This window comes from Haloferax sp. Atlit-10N (genome assembly GCF_003586325.1).
GTDB lineage: Archaea > Halobacteriota > Halobacteria > Halobacteriales > Haloferacaceae > Haloferax > Haloferax prahovense.
The window spans coordinates 523,760-539,470 of record NZ_PSYX01000002.1 but is presented as its reverse complement, the minus strand read 5'-3'; the positions used below and the strand labels follow the sequence as shown (position 1 = coordinate 539,470).

Below are 15,711 nucleotides of genomic sequence, written 5' to 3'. Positions count from 1 at the left end.
GATTCTCGGAACTCGTAATTCCGTGAGGCTCAAGGACCCCGCTTCTCCCGCCAATATCACTCCTGATATCTAGCGGGACAACGCTTTACGTCGCTCTCTTGCTACCAAGTGGCATGAAGCTCGCCACGCTGGTTCCGGCGGTGCTCAGGCGGAGCTACCTCCGGAAGTTTCTGTTCGTTATTCTCCTCGTGGCCGCGGTGATGGGCGGGTTCGGCCTGTACGTCTCAGACATGGTCGGGACCGAGGTCAGAGCCGACACCCACAGCGACTTGGAGATGGTCGCCGCGCTGGAGGCCGAGGGACTGTCGAGTTGGATGGACGGCTACGCACGGACCACCCGGATGCTCTCGGAGTACGAGACCGTCCAGACGGGCGACCCCGACACCATCGACGAGACGCTCGAACGCGAGAAGGACACGCTCCCCGACGAGGTGATGGCCATCCACTACGTGAAGCCGTCGAACCGCGACATCGTCCGCAGCACGAACGGCGTGATAGAGGCCAAGTCGGTCTCCGACCTCGGCCTGTCGTGGACGACCGGGTCGCTGACGATGTACGACCCCGACGCGGTCGCCATCTCCGAGGTCTACCGCTACGCCGGGAGCGAGCGCCTCGCCTTCCTCAGTCCCGTGGAGGGTCGAGACGGAGCGGTGATGGTCGTCGTCGACGCGACGAAACACGCCGAACTGCTGAGCGAACCGGTCGAGGGGTCGCAGACTCGCGTGGTGACTGAGGGTGGTGTCATCGCCTTCGACAAGTACGGCAAAAACGTCCTCACGACGTACCGTGAGGGTGCGGCGACGCCGGCGCTCGACGCCGCACTCGGCGGCGAGACCGGCGTCATCGAGCGCGAGGGCGAAGGCGACGCGGGCGACGAAGTCGTCGCCTACGCGCCCGTCTCGGGAACGAACTGGGCGGTTCTCGTGGAAGCGCCGCAGCGTAACGCCTACGCGGTCGCGCAGGTCGTCGAGCGCGACGTCGCCGTCCTCATCGGCGTGGGCCTCGCCGGCCTCGCGCTGGTCGGCGTCGTCATCGGTCGCAACACGGTGCTGTCGCTCCGGCGACTGCGGACCAAGGCGGCGGCGCTCGCCGGCGGCGACCTCGACGTGGACCTCGAAACCCGCAGAGTCGACGAGTTCGGGGCGCTGACGAACGCGTTCGCCGAGATGCGCGACGGCCTGCGCGAGCGCATCGAAGCGGCCGAAGACGCCCGACGCGACCTCGCTAGTGCCGCCGACGACTACCGCGAGACGATGGACGCCGCGGCGACGGGCGACCTGACGGTGCGCACGTCGGTCGAACCGGACGACGAGGCGATGGCGGCTGTCGGCGACGGCATCGACGCGATGCTCGCCGACCTCGAATCGACCATCGGACAGGTCGCGTCGTTCGCGGCGACGGTCGACGCGGCGGGCGAGCGCGTCACCGCCGGCACCGAGGAGGTCAGCGCCGCCTCCGAACGCGTCGAACTGGCGACCGCCGACATCTCCGACGGCGCGGCCGAGCAGGCGTCGCTCCTCTCGGAGGTCTCTTCAGAGATGCAGGACCTCTCCGCGACGGTCGAGGAGGTCGCCGCCTCCGCCGACGAACTCGCTGACCTCGCGGGTGACGCCGCGGACCGCGGCGAGGCCGGCCGAGACGCGAGCGCTGCCGTCCACGACGAGATGGCGAACATCGACGCACGCGTCGCGGCCGCGGCCGAGGGCGTCGAAGCCCTCCGCGACGAGGTGGCTGACATCGGCGAGGTGGTCGACCTCATCGAGGACATCGCCGACCAGACGAACCTGCTCGCGCTCAACGCCTCTATCGAGGCCGCCCGCGCCGGCGAGGCGGGCGCTGGCTTCGCGGTCGTTGCGGACAGCGTGAAATCGCTCGCGGGCGAGACCGCCGACGCGACGACCGAAATCGCGTCGTCAATCGAGTCAGTCGAAGAGACCGCCGACGAGACGGTCGATGCGGTCAAGGCCGCCCGAGAGCGCGTCTCGCAGGGCTCCGAGACGGTCGAAACCGGCGTCACCGCCATCGACGAGGCGGTCGACCGACTGGCGGAAGTCGACCACGGCGTCGCCGCCATCGACGAGGCGACCGCCTCGCAGGCGTCGGCCGCGCAGTCGGTCGCGCGCCTCGCGGACGAGGCCGCCGAAATCGCCGACGAGACGCGAACCGAGGCGGCCGACGTGGCCGGCGCGGCCCACGAGCAGAACGACGCGATGGTCACCGTCGCCGGGAAGATACAGGAGCTTTCGTCGACGACCGACGAACTGCGGGCGCTCGCGGACCGGTTCGAAGTACGCGAAAAAGCGGAGCGAGACGGCGACGTCGACGCGGTAGAATCCGGAGTCGAGGCCGATGCGACCGCGGCGGCGGACGAGACGAAGTCCGAGCCGATTTCGGCACCGACGATGTCCGATCTCGCGACCGACGGCTCGGGCGGAGACGAGTCGGACGGAGGCGGAACCGTGTCCGGAGACGGAACCGAGTCGAGAGAACACAAACCTACCCGCGACGGACCGGACGAGAACTGACGCGGCCGCGTCGCTGCCGGGTTTTTACTGGGGAGGATATCACTCGATTCAGTTGTTCGATTCGAGCGCGCGAACGCGAGCCGTCGGCTCTTCGATGTGAGTTTCGTGAGAAAGGGATAGGCAGCCGCACGGGAGCGGCCCGCGCGGCAAATGCCGCCCTAGATTGGTCCCCGCTGACGCTTCGGCCCTCCAAAGCGAAGCGTCACCTGAATGGAGTGCGGCGAGATACTTAAACGTGCCGCCATTCGCCCAAATCCGGCGCAGGCGGGCGATTCGAGGGCGCTCGCGACGCAACGGGCTTTTCTCCTGTCGGGACCTTCGTCCGGGCATGAGCGAAGACGACATCCCCGGTCGGGTCCGCCGCGCGTTCGGCGACCACGGGTCGTTCGAGCGGGTCGACGACCGCACCTTCGAGTCCGTGACGACGCCGTTCGACGGCACCGTCAGCGTCGCGGCGCGGGACAACGGCCACGTCGAGTTCGGCGTGGAGGTCCGCGTCCCGATGCTCTCGGCGGTCGCCGACGACGTGGCACCCGTCGTCGAAGACGGCTGGTACGACACCTTCGAACTCCGCCTCGAAGACGTGAACGGCGTCGTCGCCGGCGACCACGGCCTCGACCCCGACGTGACGCGGGCGGGCGACGAAGCGGTCGTCCGGGCGAGTTTCGCCGACGTCAACGAGCGCCGCGGCGTCGACGACGCCGGCGCGGTCATCGACTACGTCGAGGGCACGTTCGTCGAGGGCATCATCCCGGGCTACGACTACGAGGAACCGGTGACGAGCCTCATCCAGAACGCGCGAGACGCCGCCGGCGCGGGCTTCTGAAAACAGGCAACGAACGCGTCGGCTCGGTTCGAGCACGGGTCGGCGAACCCGCGCGGTCGCTTCCGACTCAGTCCATCGCGATGTACGTCTGGGTGTCCTCGATGCCCGGAACCGACTGGATGCCGCCGGCGATGTCCTTCACGTCGGCGGGGGTGTCCACCTCGACTTTCACGATGAAGTCCACGTCGCCGGCGACGATGTGGGCGCTGACGATGCCGTCCGAGACGGCCAACAGCTCCTGTTTCAGCTGGTCGATACCGTCGGAGACGGGCGCGGCCTTGACCATGATGTACGCGTAGACCATCGTCACGCACCTCCCGCCGTGGTGACGACCTCGTCGCCGACGAGCAGTTGTCGCACGTCGTTGAGCACGTCGAAGTCCGCGAGGACGGCCACGCGGTCACCCGTCTCCAGCGAGTCGTCGGAAAGCGGGATGCCCATTGGACCGTCTTTCTTCCCGAACGCGAGGACGCGGGCGTTCGCCGGGAGCGCAACCTCCTCGATACTGTAGCCGTTCATCGGCGACGCCTCCGTCACCGTCACGAGGATGACCTGCAGGTGTTGGGCGATGTCCGCGATGGCGCGGATGGACCCGCCGAGAAGCGCGTTCTTCGCGCCGATAGCGCCGAGGCGCTCGGGGTAGACGATTTCGTCCACTTCCTTCGCGTACTTCTGGTACACCTCCTCGCGGTAGTCCTCGTCGACCCGGAGCACCGTCCGACAGCCGAAGTGCTTGCCGATCATGCACGCCGCGAAGTTCACGTTGAGGTCGGCGGTGAGCGCGCCGAGGGCGTCGGCCGCCTCGATACCGGCGTCGACGAGCACCTCCTCGCGGGAGCCGTCGCCTTCGACCACCTCGAAGTCTGCTTCGCGGGCCCGCTTGACCCGGTCGCGGTCCAACTCCACCAGGACGATGTCGTGACCCTCCTCGCGGAGGACGCGAGCGGTGCGCAGCCCAACCCGTCCAGCACCAATGATAACGAACCGCATGATAAGACGGTATGTCGGCGGAGGCAAATAACCTTCCCCCGATTCGACCGAAGGGGCCGCGCTCGGTCGAAGCAAGGCTTTTGACGACCGTGGTAGAATATCTCACGCATGGTTCACGCGTTCATCATGGTGAAGACCGGAGCCGGCGAGTCGGAACAGCTTCTCGGTCCCATCCGCGACTTCGAGACGGTGACGGAGGCGCACATCGTCGCGGGCGCGTACGACATCATCGCCGAGGTCGACACCGACGCGGTCTACGAGGTGCTGAAGACGGCGTCGAGCCGCGTCCAGAGCTTAGAGGGCGTCGCCGACACGAAGACGTACATCTCGCTGGACGACTGAGGGACCGCGCGCTCAGCGCTCGATGTCGAACGGTCCGTTGCGCTCGACGAACGCGACGTGTTCCTCGCGCTGGCGGGCGAGCTCCGGCGGCAGTTCCTCGTAGACGTTGTCGAACAGCTCGTCGGTCCCCGGTTCGGGCGTTGCCTCGGCGCGCTCGACGGCCTCGCGCAGTTCCTCGTCGGCGTCGTCACGCATGGCGTCGAGCGCCGCGTCGTCGACGACCTCCTGCTCGCGGCAGAACGACTCGAAGCGGTCGAGGGGGTCGCGCGTCCGCCACTCGGGGAGCCCCGGGTCGTCGTCGCGGTAGCGCGAGGGGTCGTCGGCGGTCGTGTGCGGCCCCTGTCGGTAGGTGAGGCTCTCGATGAGCACCGGTTCGCCGGCGCGGGCCTTCTCGAAGCCGCGCTCGACGGCCTCCCTGACCGCCAGCGGGTCGTTGCCGTCGACCTGCATGCCGTCCATCCCGTAGGCGTCGGCCTTCGCCGCGATTGACTCGCTCGCTGTCTGGCGCTCGCGGGGGAGCGAAATCGCCCAGCCGTTGTTCTCGCAGAAGAAGACGACCGGCGCGTCGAAGACGCCGGCGAAGTTCAGCCCCTCGTGGAAGTCGCCCTCGGAGGTCGCGCCGTCGCCGAAGCAGACCAGCGCCCCGTAGTCGTCGCCGCGGTAGTTCGCGGCCATGCCGACGCCGGCGGCGTGGGGAATCTGGCTCCCGATGGGGACCGCCTGCGGGAACACGGGCACGTCGTGGTCCGAGTCGTACTCGGCGTGGCCGCGCCGAAAGAGGAGGATGTCGCTCGGCGGCACGCCGCGGGCGAGTTGGAGGGCGTTCGACCGGTAGGTGGGCAGCAACACGTCGTCGTCGCGCATGGCGTGGGCGGCCCCGATTTGAGAGGCCTCCTGTCCGCGGAACGGCGGGTAGCCGCTCATCCACCCGCGTCGCTGGAGGGCGAGTGCACGCTCGTCGAACCGTCGCGCTCGAATCATGTCGCGGAGGGCGGCGCGGGCGTCGTCTGCGGTGAAGCCCGTGTCGTCCAGCCCGCGCTCTGCGATGAGTCGGTGCATGGCGGTGAGTCACGGTCCTTCGTGATAAATATCACCCGTCCGCGGGGCGGCCGCGGCGGGCGGTTCGACCGACGGCGGCGCGGGACGAGCGGGCCACCGAGAGCGACAGGCCAAAGACCACCGCCTCCGTAGGTCGGCTATGGTCTCGGTGGTCAACCTCGTGCTCATGGGCGCGGTCATCGCCCTCCACACGCTCATCGCGGCGGTCATGACCCGCTTTTTCCGCCTTCGACTGAAGACGCAGTGGGGCTACATCCTGTACGCCGTGTTTCTCATCCCGCTCGTGCTGTTCGTCTCGACGCTGGTGTTCTCCGGCGTGTTCGGCATCGGCGTTGACCTCGGCAGCCCCACGGCCGCGCTCGGCGTGATGATAGGGATGCCACTCGCGCTCGGGTTCACCATCGACACGCTCTACGTCCCGCCGCCGGAGGAGTACGAGAACCTCCCGAACTCGCGGTGAGGCGTGAGCCGGTCGGTGACTAGTTTAGTTCTCCGCGAGAATCTCTTCGAGCGCCGCCTCGACGGCGTTGAGCACGTCCTCGGGCGACTGCGTCGCGTCGACGCGGACGAACCGCTCCGGTTCGGCCTCGATGAGTCGCTCGTAGTTGGCGCGCACGTCCGCGAGGTACGCCGCCTGTTCGAACTTGTTCGTCGCGCCGCTGCGCGCGGCGGCCGTCTCGGGGTCCACGTCGAGGTAGATGGTCTTGTCCGGCGGCCGAGTGAACGCCGTGTGGATGCCCCTGATGTACTCCATCGGGCGGCGGAGGTCGCTGTCGCGGAGCGAGGCGGCCTGATAGGCGTACCGCGAGTCGGAGTAGCGGTCGGAGATGACGAGGTCGCCGTCGGCGAGGGCCGGACGGACGACCCGCGAGAGGTGGTCCGCGTGGTCGGCGGTAAAGAGGAACAGCGTGGCGAGCGGGTCGGCGTCGTCGTCGGCGATAGCGCGGTTGACGGCCTCTCCGTACCACGAGTCCGACGTGGGCTCGCGCGTGAAGACGGCGTCGGGGTACGCGTCGTGGAGCGCCTCCCAGACGGTCGTCTTCCCGCTCCCGTCGAGCCCTTCGAGCGTGACGAGCATACCCTACCAACTCGGCGCTCCGGAAAAAGCGCGCCGAAGCGAGCCGCCGCAATGATAATGTCAACGCAAGCCGATACGTGAGTCAGTGACGGCCACCCGAGAGTGGTGGAACGACCTCCTACCGAGGGAAAAACCGTACAGCGTCGTCCGCTTCGACGAGAGCGTCCCCCCGACTGACACGTCGTTCGCGACGAAACAGTCCGAGGTCGACCACCCGAGCGACGCGCCCGACGAGTGTCCCGAGGCGACCGCGGAGATAGTCGTCTACGACCGAATCGGTCGGATGGTAAAGCGCACCGACGGCTCGGTCGCGCCTTCGGTTCTCTTCTGAGCGGGTCCGCGTGGAAACCGTCGCCGCGGGTCGGAGAGTCGAACACACCCGTTCGAGGAGCGTCGTTCCCATCGGAGCGTTCCCCGGCGAAATCGACCTCTATCCCCCGTTAGCTTTACCCTCATTCCGCCGAATATTACGCCATGAAAGTCCTTGTCGTCGGCGGAAGCGGATTCATCGGGAGCCATCTCTGCCGCGAACTGCAGTCGCGGGGACACAGCGTGACCGCGATGTCGCGGAGTCCGAACAGCGAGGATCTCCCCGACGGCGTCGAGAAGGCGATGGGGGACGTAACGGACTACGACTCCATCGCGGGCGCGTTCGAGGGGAAAGACGCTGTCGTGAACCTCGTCGCGCTCTCGCCGCTGTTCGAGCCGAAGGGCGGCAACCGGATGCACGACATCGTCCACTGGCAGGGGACCGAAAACGTCGTGAAGGCCGCGGAGGCCAACGACGTGCCCCGACTCGTCCAGATGAGCGCGCTCGGGGCCGACACCGACGGCGACACCGCCTACATCCGCTCGAAGGGGAAAGCCGAGCAGGCGCTTAAGTCGTCGAGCCTCGACTGGGTCATCTTCCGGCCGTCGGTCGTCTTCGGCGACGGCGGCGAGTTCGTCTCCTTCACGAAGCGGCTCAAGGGGATGTTCGCCCCCGGCGTCCCGCTGTACCCGCTTCCGGGCAACGGGAAGACGCGCTTCCAGCCCATCTGGGTCGGCGATCTCGTCCCGATGCTCGCGGACGGCGTCGAGGACGACGACCACGTCGGCGAGACCTACCGCATCGGCGGCCCCGAAAAGCTCACGCTCCGGGAAATCACGGAGATGGTGTACGACGCCGAGAACAAGTCTATCACCATCGTTCCGCTGCCGATGAGTCTCGCGGGCGTCGGCCTGACCGTCCTCGGAGCGGTCCCCGGCTTCCCGATGGGGAAAGACCAGTACCGCTCGCTCCAGTTCGACAACACGACCAACCAGAACGACGTGGGCGTCTTCGGCATCGACACCTCGTCGATGAAGACACTCGGCGCGTACCTCGCCGAGCGAAACTGACGGTCGTCCGACGTTTGGCGGGAATTAATCGGTTGTGAACTCCGGCTCATTTCGCCGGTATTAGCCGTTCTTACGGGATAATGTCCGATTAACACCGGTTTCGTGTCGCCGTTTTTCGCCGATAATCTGACGATTGGTATACACTTCCCCATCACAACGCTTATGTCTGCGTTCGTACTGCAATTCACGCAATGGCGAGGGGACCGAACCTATGAAGCTCGCAATGATCGGATTCGGGCAAGCCGGGGGAAAAGTAGTCGACAAGTTCGTCGAGTACGACCGGGAACGCAACGCCGGAATCGTCCGCGCTGCGGTCGCGGTGAACTCCGCGAAAGCTGACTTGCTCGGACTGAAGAACATACCGAAGGACCAGCGCGTCCTCATCGGCCAGTCCCGCGTGAAGGGACATGGCGTCGGTGCGGACAACGAACTCGGTGCCGAAATCGCCGAGGAGGACATCGACGAGGTACAGGGTGCCATCGACAGCATCCCTGTCCACGAAGTCGACGCCTTCCTCGTCGTGTCCGGGCTCGGTGGCGGCACCGGCTCCGGCGGCGCGCCGGTCCTCGCGAAACACCTCAAGCGCATCTACACCGAACCCGTCTACGGTATCGGCATCCTGCCGGGGTCCGACGAGGGTGGCATCTACACGCTCAACGCCGCGCGCTCCTTCCAGACGTTCGTCCGCGAGGTCGACAACCTCCTCGTGTTCGACAACGACGCCTGGCGGAAGACCGGCGAGTCGGTACAGGGGGGATACGACGAGATCAACGAGGAGATCGTCAACCGATTCGGCGTGCTCTTCGGCGCCGGCGAAGTCCAAGACGGACAGGAGGTCGCGGAGTCCGTCGTCGACTCGTCGGAGATTATCAACACGCTCGCCGGCGGCGGCGTCTCGACCGTCGGCTACGCCTCCGAGGGCGTCGAACCGCGGAAGAACAAGGGCGGCGGCCTCCTGTCCCGGCTGACGGGCGGCGACGAGCCCGACGACAACCTCGACACCGCGCACACGACCAACCGAATCACGAGCCTCGTTCGCAAGGCCGCGCTCGGTCGACTCACGCTCCCGTGTGAGATCGAAGGCGCGGAGCGCGCGCTGCTCGTACTCGCTGGTCCGCCGGAGCATCTGAACCGGAAAGGCATAGAGCGCGGGCGGAAATGGATCGAGGAGCAGACCGGTTCCATGGAAGTTCGCGGCGGCGACTACCCGATTCCGGGCGCGGGGAAGGTGGCGAGTGTCATCCTCCTGTCGGGCGTGACGAACGTCCCGCGCATCAAGGAACTGCAGCAGGTCGCCATCGAAGCGCAGGATAACATCGAAGAGATCCGCCAAGAGAGCGATTCGAATCTGGAGAACCTCATAAACGATGACGAAGACGAACTGGAGTCGCTTTTCTAAGCTGGCGCTCGCGCTCGTCGTGCTCCTGTCGGCCCTCGCGGGCCCGGTGGGGGCGGTGAGCGTCGCGTCCGAGAACGTTCCCAACGAGTCGCAGGTCGGTTCACAGGTGACCGCGACGGCCACCCTCGATGAACTGTACAGGAATCCGCAACTCGAATCGTGGACGCTCGCGGGCGAGACCGACCTGGAAGACGTGACGTGGACCGTCACGTACTACGACCAGACGGGTGCGAAAGTCGACCAGCAGTCCTTCGACGGGCAGAACTTCAGCGGCGCGCAAGTCGCCGCTGGCGACGGCACGAGCGAAGTGGAAATCTCCGTGACGGGGACCGTCCCCGAGGTCGAGGCGTACTCCTACGACCCCGCGCAGACGTTCACGCTTATCTCGCTCGACCAGACCCGCGAAGGTGGCTCCAGTAACGATATCGACACGTGGACCGCCCACCACTACACCGAAGACAGCGCCGCCGCGCGCGCCGAACTCGACAGCGCGCAGGCCGCGATTCAGAGTGCGAGTGGGGCCAACACGCAACAAGCCCAGCAGACGTTCAACAACGCTGTCGAAGCGTTCAACGGCGAAGAGTTCAACCTCGCGACGAACCTCGCCAACGAAGCCGAGACCAGCGCGAACCAGGCACAGCAGTCGAGTCAGACGACCCAACTGCTCATCTACGCCGCGGGCGGCCTGCTCGTCGTCGCGCTCATCGCCGGTGGGTTCCTCTACTGGCGGTCCCAGCAGACGACCTACGACAAACTGGGCTGATTCTCAGTGCGAGTCGTCGTTCCCTTCGGGGGACGAACGCCGAAGACCCGACTCGCCCCGTTTTTCGACGCCGACGAGCGACGCGAGTTCGCCGTCGCGATGCTCCGGGACGTGCTCGACGCCGTTCGCGCGGCCGACGGCGACCCGACAGTCGTCGCTGACGCGCCCGTTTCGGTCGATGCGCCTGTCACCGTGGACGACCGACCGCTCACCGAGGTCGTCGGCGACGAACTCGGCGGCGACGACCCGGTCGCGGTCGTCATGGCCGACCTCGCGCTCGCGACGCCTACGGCGCTCGCGCGGCTGTTCGAGACCGACGCCGACGTGGTCGCCGCGCCCGGCCTCGGTGGCGGCACGAACGCGCTCGTCGTCCGCCATTCCGACTTCTCCGTCGACTACCACGGCGCGTCCATCCTCGACCACCGGCGAATCGCCCGCGACGCCGGCTGTTCGTTCGCGGAGGTGGATTCGATGCGACTCGCCGTCGACGTGGACGAGCCGACCGACCTCGTCGAAGTGCTCGTCCACGGCGAGGGCCGCGCCCGCGAGTGGCTGGTCGACGCCGGCGTCCGCCTCGAAGGCGGGTCGGGCAGAGTTGAGGCCGTCCGCGAGCGCCGATAAGACCTTAACGGTCCACGATAAACATTGACTGGCGCGGTTGTCCGTCTGCCCGGCGGGAACTGAGGCAACGTGCGCCGCGCGCTTCCGCGTCGCGAAGACGACGTGGGAGTCGAAGTGGAGTCCGAACGTCGCGACGACGACGCGAGTCACACTCGCAACCAAATCGGGGCGAGCGCCTGACGGCGCCTCGGACGGGCCGGAGACGTGTCTGGCACCAACTATCCGGCCCCGAGCTCGACTTCCGTGTTACCGTCTCTCCGTGCGACCCCAATCGCCGCCGTATCGACCGCGAGTGACACGCTTTTAGTGGCTCGTCACGCACCGGGAGATATGTTCGCGGGTGCCGACGAGTACGGAGTCGACCTGACTATCGACGACGCCGACGTGGAGCGACTGCTCGCCGTCACCCCCGATGACGCCGACGCGCCGGCGGTGCTTTCGTTCTCGCGGAACGTGTTCATCCCGCTGACGACCGCCTGTCGGTACACCTGCACCTACTGCACCTACTACGACGTGCCCGGCGAGGCGACGCTCATGTCCCTCGACGAGGTCCGCGAGACGGTTCGCACGGGCGCTGACGCGGGCTGCACGGAGGCGCTGTTTACCTTCGGCGACGCCCCCGACGAGCGCTACACGGAGGTTCACCGCCAGCTCGACGAGTGGGGCTACGACGACATCCTCGACTACCTCGCGGCGGCCTGCGAAGTCGCCCTCGACGAGGGACTCCTTCCGCACTCGAACCCCGGCGACCTGACCCGCGAGGAGTTCGCCGACCTCGCGCCCCTGAACGCCAGCATGGGCGTGATGCTGGAGACGACCGCCGACGTGGCCGCCCACTCGGGCAACCGGCGGAAGACGCCGGGCCAGCGGCTCAACACCATCCGCGCCGCGGGCGAAGTGGGCGTCCCCTTCACGACGGGCATCCTCGTCGGCATCGGCGAGACCTGGCGCGACCGCGCCGAGAGTCTGCTCGCCATCCGCGCGCTCCACGAGCGCTACGGCCACGTTCAGGAGGTCATCGTCCAGAACGTCGTCCCCAACGAGCGGTCGGACTACGAGCGCCCGTCGCTCGACACGATGCGCCGGGTCGTCGCGATGGCGCGGGTCGCGCTCCCCGAGGAGGTGTCGGTGCAGGTGCCGCCGAACCTCTCGGCGGCGGCCGACCTCGTCCCCTGCGGTGTCGACGACCTCGGCGGCGTCTCGCCGGTCACGGACGACTACGTCAACCCCGACTACGAGTGGCCGGCGCTCCGGGAACTCGCCGACATCGCCGACGAGGCGGGCGTCCCGCTCCGCGAGCGACTGCCCGTCTACGAGCGGTTCCTCCCCGACGGCGATAGCGTCCGCGACCGGGACGAGAAGCCCGACGGTGCGCACGGAGCCGAGCGGGACCGCGAGTGGCTCCGCGAGCCGATTACCGACCGGCTCAGCGCCGACGACGTGCACGGACGACGGTTCCGGAACGTCGCTCGCGGCGACGGTCCGCTGTCGATTCCGCGGTGAGAGCGACGCGGCCGTCGGCCGGTTTGGGGTAGTTTTCTACCGACGGCGAACGAGAACTGAGTAGAGCGCGACGACCGCGGCGGTCACCGCGGGCGCGCGGCCCGAGAGCTGCGGCACGCGTTTTCTGACGAGCGTGTAACCGACGCCGACGGCGAGGCTGGCGAGGAGAATCCCGCGCGGGCCGTCGCCGAGCGTCAGGAGGCCCGGAACCGAGAGCGCCGCGGCGAGCGCGAGGTCGCCGGGCGAGCCGTCGTAGGTGGCGAGTCGGCGGGGTTCGACCCAGCCGCCGAGACTGCGGACGTAGACGCCGCGGTCGGTCCGCGCCTCCCACGGGCGAGCCTCGCTGCTGCCGCCGAGGTAGTCGGCCGCGCAGTGGAGCGCCGCCGCGCCGAACCCCGTCGCCGCGGCCGCGGCCAGCGGGTCGCCCGTCAGGAGCGCGGCCGCGCCGAACCCGACCGAGCCGACGACGAACGCCTCGACCTGATGGAGCGTCCGGCGGTGGACGCCGACGACCATGTCGAGGTCGGGACAGACGCCGCCGACGAGCGCCGCCGCGACGACGAGCGGCGCGGTCGCGGGAGCGACGAACACGACGGCGGCGGCGAGCGCGAGGCTCATCGCCACGTGCGTCGGGGCCATCACGGGGCGAACACCCCCCGCGCCGGTCGGCGTCGTCGAGTCGTCATCGTTTCGCCTACTCGGCGACCGAGACGTATGAGTTTCGTGGTCAGAACGAGCGCCTGCGGGCGCGGTCGCCACCTCGGAGACTGCGTCTCAGATGCCGAACCACTCGGGCATCCGCTTTCTGAAGCCCGTGTAGAACAGCGCGACGACGACGCCGACCGCGATGGCGACCCGGACGCCGCCGGAGAAGGCGAGGAAGCCGGGGACCGAAAACAGGAGCGTCAACGCGAGGTCCTCCGGCGCGCCGTCGTAGCGGACGAGGTAGCGGGGACGGAGCCACCGCCGCGCCGGGTGGACGTACACCGCTCGGTCGGAGGTGCGGTCCCACGGCCGGAGTTCGTCGCCCGCGCCGAACCAGTCGGACGCGGAGTGGAGCCCCGCCGAGAGGAAGAAAAAGGCGAGCCCGACGGTGACCGTCGAGGGCGAGGCGACGGCGACAGCGCCGAAAACGGCGGCGGCGACGCTGTAGTAGACGGGAAAATGCAGGGTCTTGCGGTGGACGCCGACGAAGAGGTCCACGTCGGGGAAGACGCCGCCGGCGAGCGCGCCGACGGCCGCCGCGGTCGCGAGTTCGGGAGCGACCAAGACGAGCGGGGCCGCGAGGGTCAGCCCCACGGCCGCGTGGGTGGTCGCCATCATCTCAGTCGTCGGCGGTCGCCGGGTCGCGGCGGCCGTCGAGCAGGGGTGTCCCGTCCGCGCGGGGCCCGAGCATCGGGCCATGCGGGCCGTCGTCGGGGTCGATGGGGCGGCGAGTCCGGTAGTCGGTCGAGCGCTCGACCGGCCGGCGGCCGATGGCGGTTATCATGTCGACGTAGTCGTCGAACGAGCGGAACTCGCCGAAACCGCCGCCGGCGCGCTTCGTTATCTCCTCGGAGAGAATCGTGCCCATGAGGTCGTCAGCGCCGCAGTTGAGGAGCTTCAGCGCCTTCGCGTTCCCGAACTTCACCCACGACGACTGGATGTGCTCGACGTTGTCGAGATAGAGGCGCGAGACGGCGACCAGCAGTTCGTCCTCGTCGTCGGACGCGCCGCCGGTCACGAGGCCGCGGTCGTACAGCGGCGTGTTCTGGTGGATGAACGACAGCGGGACGAACTCGGTGATGCCGCCGTAGCGGTCTTGGAGGTCCCGAATCACGTCGAGGTGGAGCACGCGGTGTTTCTCGGTCTCGACGTGGCCGTACATGATGGTCGCCGTCACGTCGAGGCCGGCTTCCATCGCGCCCTCCATCCCGGCGACCCACTCGTCGGTCCCGATTTTGCCGGGGCAGATGACCTCGCGCACCTCGGGGACGAGAATCTCCGCGGCGGTGCCGGGCGCGCTGTCGAGGCCGGCGTCGGCGAGGCGGCGGTAGACCTCCTCGTAGCTCCAGTCGGTGCCGCGCTTGGCGTGGTGGGCCTCCTCGGGCGTCATCGAGTGGACGTGCGCGCCGTCGACCGACATCGCCGAGAGCTGTTCGGCGTAGCTCGCGGGGTCGGTGTCGTACGCCTCGGGCGGCTTGTAGTTCACCTCGGCGGCGGGGTTGTCGGAGGATTCGAGAATCTCGCGGTGTTCCTCGTCTAAGACGAGCGCGGGGTGGAGCCCGGAGACGGACGTGACCTCGTAGATGCCCATCTCGACCGCGTCGGCGACGATGTCGCGGGACTCGGCGGGCGTCTTCGTGAAGCCGCCGTGGTCGGCGTCGGAGTCGGACTCGAACAGGTGGGCGGTGTTCTTGAAGTTACAGAACAGACAGCCGGTGTTGCAGGCCGTCGTCACGTTGTTGTTGAGGTTGGCGACGAACGTCACGTCGTCGCCGACCATCTCGGCGCGCCGCCGGTCGGCGGCTTCGAGCACGAGTTCCTTGCGCGCGGCGTCGATTCCCTCGCGGTCGGTGCCCGTCGTGATGAGTTCGACGCCGTCGTCGACCGTGAGGCGCTCGCCCGCTCGCGCCTTCGCCAAGGCGTTCTCGAACGACTGGTCTGTCTCCGGGACGTGGTCGAACCCGAAGTCGTCGTGGGCGGCACCGGTCATGCTCGTTTGAAACGCGCCACGGTCCTAAAAACGGGGCGGTACCGGAACTCCGACCGCGGGACGCCGCGGCGGAGAAAGCGTTAGGCCGCCCCGCCGTGTTGTGTCGGGCATGGAACACTCCCCGTCTTCGACGACCGACTCGTCTCCCGGCGACGACCGCGAGAGCCTGCTGTTTTCGGCGCTCGTCGGCGCGGTCGCCAGCATCGTCCTCTCGCCGCTTCCGGGGTCGACCGTCCTCGGCGGCGCAATCTCCGGCTACCTGACCGGAAGCGACCGCGAACTCGGCGTGAAATCCGGCGCGGTCTCCGGGCTGTTCGTGAGTCTCGTCGGCGTGGTCCTCGGCGTCGTCGTCCTCGGCTTCTTCAGCATCTTCGCTATCGGCGTCAACCCGCGCGGGTTCGGCCTCGGCATCCTCGGCATCGCCATCGTCGCGCTGTTCGGCCTCGCCTTGCTGCTCGTCTACACCGTCGGCCTCGGCGCGCTCGGCGGCTACCTCGGCGCGTACCTCCACGAGGAGTTCGCCTGAACAC

18 protein-coding genes are annotated in these 15,711 nt (G+C 68.0%); 11 read left to right on the top strand and 7 right to left on the bottom strand.

Annotation, left to right across the window (positions count from 1 at the left end; translation table 11 throughout):
• Positions 1–113: 113 nt before the first annotated feature.
• Together C5B91_RS09675 and C5B91_RS09670 are read left to right on the top strand one after the other, a co-directional pair.
• A complete protein-coding gene (locus C5B91_RS09675; RefSeq protein ID WP_115819600.1) occupies positions 114–2,525 on the top strand; it encodes a methyl-accepting chemotaxis protein in 2,412 nt (803 codons plus the stop codon).
• Between the two features lie 328 nt (positions 2,526–2,853).
• The gene (locus C5B91_RS09670) at positions 2,854–3,351 is read left to right on the top strand and encodes a DUF5813 family protein (protein ID WP_115819601.1); all 498 of its coding nucleotides are present in this window, start codon (positions 2,854–2,856) and stop codon (positions 3,349–3,351) included.
• Between the two features lie 67 nt (positions 3,352–3,418).
• Here C5B91_RS09670 and C5B91_RS09665 read toward each other — a convergent pair whose 3' ends face one another.
• Positions 3,419–3,655 carry an Lrp/AsnC ligand binding domain-containing protein gene (locus C5B91_RS09665; protein ID WP_004975606.1) on the bottom strand — a complete coding sequence of 79 codons (237 nt, stop codon included), beginning with the start codon at positions 3,653–3,655 and terminating at the stop codon, positions 3,419–3,421.
• A 2-nt stretch (positions 3,656–3,657) separates the two neighbouring features.
• Positions 3,658–4,341 (bottom strand): TrkA family potassium uptake protein, encoded by a 684-nt coding sequence (locus tag C5B91_RS09660; RefSeq protein WP_008095855.1) that lies wholly within the window; start codon positions 4,339–4,341, stop codon positions 3,658–3,660.
• A 108-nt stretch (positions 4,342–4,449) separates the two neighbouring features.
• Here C5B91_RS09660 and C5B91_RS09655 point away from each other — a divergent pair, with 108 nt between their 5' ends.
• A complete protein-coding gene (locus tag C5B91_RS09655; protein WP_004975609.1) occupies positions 4,450–4,683 on the top strand; it encodes an Lrp/AsnC ligand binding domain-containing protein in 234 nt (77 codons plus the stop codon).
• 12 nt (positions 4,684–4,695) lie between these two features.
• On the opposite strand, the gene C5B91_RS09650 is transcribed toward C5B91_RS09655, so the two are convergent.
• The gene (locus C5B91_RS09650; protein ID WP_115819602.1) at positions 4,696–5,742 is read right to left on the bottom strand and encodes a thiamine pyrophosphate-dependent dehydrogenase E1 component subunit alpha; all 1,047 of its coding nucleotides are present in this window, start codon (positions 5,740–5,742) and stop codon (positions 4,696–4,698) included.
• Positions 5,743–5,881: 139 nt separating this feature from the next.
• On the opposite strand from C5B91_RS09650, the gene C5B91_RS09645 reads away from it, so the two are divergent.
• Entirely contained in the window at positions 5,882–6,202 is a 321-nt protein-coding gene (locus C5B91_RS09645) for a hypothetical protein (RefSeq protein ID WP_004975623.1), read from the top strand.
• Between the two features lie 24 nt (positions 6,203–6,226).
• On the opposite strand, the gene tmk is transcribed toward C5B91_RS09645, so the two are convergent.
• On the bottom strand, positions 6,227–6,820 hold the full coding sequence (tmk, locus tag C5B91_RS09640) for a dTMP kinase (protein ID WP_115819603.1): 594 nt from the start codon (positions 6,818–6,820) through the stop codon (positions 6,227–6,229).
• Positions 6,821–6,905: 85 nt separating this feature from the next.
• Between tmk and C5B91_RS09635 the strand changes: the two genes are divergently transcribed.
• The 6 genes from C5B91_RS09635 to cofG all read left to right on the top strand — a co-directional run bounded on the left by C5B91_RS09635 (position 6,906) and on the right by cofG (position 12,486).
• Complete coding sequence (locus C5B91_RS09635; protein ID WP_008095863.1) at positions 6,906–7,151, top strand: hypothetical protein; 246 nt, start codon at positions 6,906–6,908, stop codon at positions 7,149–7,151.
• A gap of 143 nt (positions 7,152–7,294) precedes the next feature.
• On the top strand, positions 7,295–8,200 hold the full coding sequence (locus C5B91_RS09630; protein ID WP_049967587.1) for a complex I NDUFA9 subunit family protein: 906 nt from the start codon (positions 7,295–7,297) through the stop codon (positions 8,198–8,200).
• 211 nt (positions 8,201–8,411) lie between these two features.
• The gene (locus tag C5B91_RS09625; protein ID WP_004975628.1) at positions 8,412–9,599 is read left to right on the top strand and encodes a tubulin/FtsZ family protein; all 1,188 of its coding nucleotides are present in this window, start codon (positions 8,412–8,414) and stop codon (positions 9,597–9,599) included.
• Positions 9,568–10,362, top strand: a complete 795-nt coding sequence (locus C5B91_RS09620) for a hypothetical protein (RefSeq protein ID WP_115819604.1) — start codon at positions 9,568–9,570, stop codon at positions 10,360–10,362. Before C5B91_RS09625 ends, C5B91_RS09620 begins: the two co-directional genes overlap by 32 nt.
• Before the next feature lie 6 nt (positions 10,363–10,368).
• Positions 10,369–10,983 (top strand): 2-phospho-L-lactate guanylyltransferase, encoded by a 615-nt coding sequence (gene cofC / locus C5B91_RS09615; protein WP_049967586.1) that lies wholly within the window; start codon positions 10,369–10,371, stop codon positions 10,981–10,983.
• Between the two features lie 330 nt (positions 10,984–11,313).
• On the top strand, positions 11,314–12,486 hold the full coding sequence (gene cofG, locus C5B91_RS09610) for a 7,8-didemethyl-8-hydroxy-5-deazariboflavin synthase subunit CofG (protein ID WP_115819605.1): 1,173 nt from the start codon (positions 11,314–11,316) through the stop codon (positions 12,484–12,486).
• A 36-nt stretch (positions 12,487–12,522) separates the two neighbouring features.
• On the opposite strand, the gene C5B91_RS09605 is transcribed toward cofG, so the two are convergent.
• The 3 genes from C5B91_RS09605 to cofH form a co-directional block, all read right to left on the bottom strand.
• Positions 12,523–13,125, bottom strand: coding sequence for a hypothetical protein (locus tag C5B91_RS09605; RefSeq protein ID WP_115819606.1), 603 nt, complete (start codon positions 13,123–13,125; stop codon positions 12,523–12,525).
• A gap of 135 nt (positions 13,126–13,260) precedes the next feature.
• The gene (locus tag C5B91_RS09600) at positions 13,261–13,809 is read right to left on the bottom strand and encodes a hypothetical protein (protein WP_008095871.1); all 549 of its coding nucleotides are present in this window, start codon (positions 13,807–13,809) and stop codon (positions 13,261–13,263) included.
• A 1-nt stretch (position 13,810) separates the two neighbouring features.
• Complete coding sequence (gene cofH / locus C5B91_RS09595) at positions 13,811–15,181, bottom strand: 7,8-didemethyl-8-hydroxy-5-deazariboflavin synthase subunit CofH (RefSeq protein WP_115819607.1); 1,371 nt, start codon at positions 15,179–15,181, stop codon at positions 13,811–13,813.
• A 109-nt stretch (positions 15,182–15,290) separates the two neighbouring features.
• On the opposite strand from cofH, the gene C5B91_RS09590 reads away from it, so the two are divergent.
• Complete coding sequence (locus C5B91_RS09590; RefSeq protein WP_008095873.1) at positions 15,291–15,707, top strand: DUF5518 domain-containing protein; 417 nt, start codon at positions 15,291–15,293, stop codon at positions 15,705–15,707.
• Positions 15,708–15,711 lie beyond the last annotated feature (4 nt).

Excerpts from the sequence above, each read along its gene's own strand:
- C5B91_RS09675 (WP_115819600.1), top strand. The coding sequence starts at position 114 with ATGAAGCTCGCCACGCTGGTTCCGGCGGTGCTCAGGCGGAGCTACCTC.
- C5B91_RS09625 (WP_004975628.1), top strand. The coding sequence starts at position 8,412 with ATGAAGCTCGCAATGATCGGATTCGGGCAAGCCGGGGGAAAAGTAGTC.
- C5B91_RS09600 (WP_008095871.1), bottom strand. The coding sequence starts at position 13,809 with ATGATGGCGACCACCCACGCGGCCGTGGGGCTGACCCTCGCGGCCCCG.
- tmk (WP_115819603.1), bottom strand. The coding sequence starts at position 6,820 with ATGCTCGTCACGCTCGAAGGGCTCGACGGGAGCGGGAAGACGACCGTC.
- cofH (WP_115819607.1), bottom strand. The coding sequence starts at position 15,181 with ATGACCGGTGCCGCCCACGACGACTTCGGGTTCGACCACGTCCCGGAG.
- C5B91_RS09620 (WP_115819604.1), top strand. The coding sequence starts at position 9,568 with ATGACGAAGACGAACTGGAGTCGCTTTTCTAAGCTGGCGCTCGCGCTC.
- cofG (WP_115819605.1), top strand. The coding sequence starts at position 11,314 with ATGTTCGCGGGTGCCGACGAGTACGGAGTCGACCTGACTATCGACGAC.
- C5B91_RS09670 (WP_115819601.1), top strand. The coding sequence starts at position 2,854 with ATGAGCGAAGACGACATCCCCGGTCGGGTCCGCCGCGCGTTCGGCGAC.
- C5B91_RS09645 (WP_004975623.1), top strand. The coding sequence starts at position 5,882 with ATGGTCTCGGTGGTCAACCTCGTGCTCATGGGCGCGGTCATCGCCCTC.
- C5B91_RS09650 (WP_115819602.1), bottom strand. The coding sequence starts at position 5,742 with ATGCACCGACTCATCGCAGAGCGCGGGCTGGACGACACGGGCTTCACC.
- C5B91_RS09665 (WP_004975606.1), bottom strand. The coding sequence starts at position 3,655 with ATGGTCTACGCGTACATCATGGTCAAGGCCGCGCCCGTCTCCGACGGT.
- C5B91_RS09630 (WP_049967587.1), top strand. The coding sequence starts at position 7,295 with ATGAAAGTCCTTGTCGTCGGCGGAAGCGGATTCATCGGGAGCCATCTC.
- C5B91_RS09590 (WP_008095873.1), top strand. The coding sequence starts at position 15,291 with ATGGAACACTCCCCGTCTTCGACGACCGACTCGTCTCCCGGCGACGAC.
- C5B91_RS09660 (WP_008095855.1), bottom strand. The coding sequence starts at position 4,341 with ATGCGGTTCGTTATCATTGGTGCTGGACGGGTTGGGCTGCGCACCGCT.
- C5B91_RS09655 (WP_004975609.1), top strand. The coding sequence starts at position 4,450 with ATGGTTCACGCGTTCATCATGGTGAAGACCGGAGCCGGCGAGTCGGAA.
- C5B91_RS09605 (WP_115819606.1), bottom strand. The coding sequence starts at position 13,125 with ATGGCCCCGACGCACGTGGCGATGAGCCTCGCGCTCGCCGCCGCCGTC.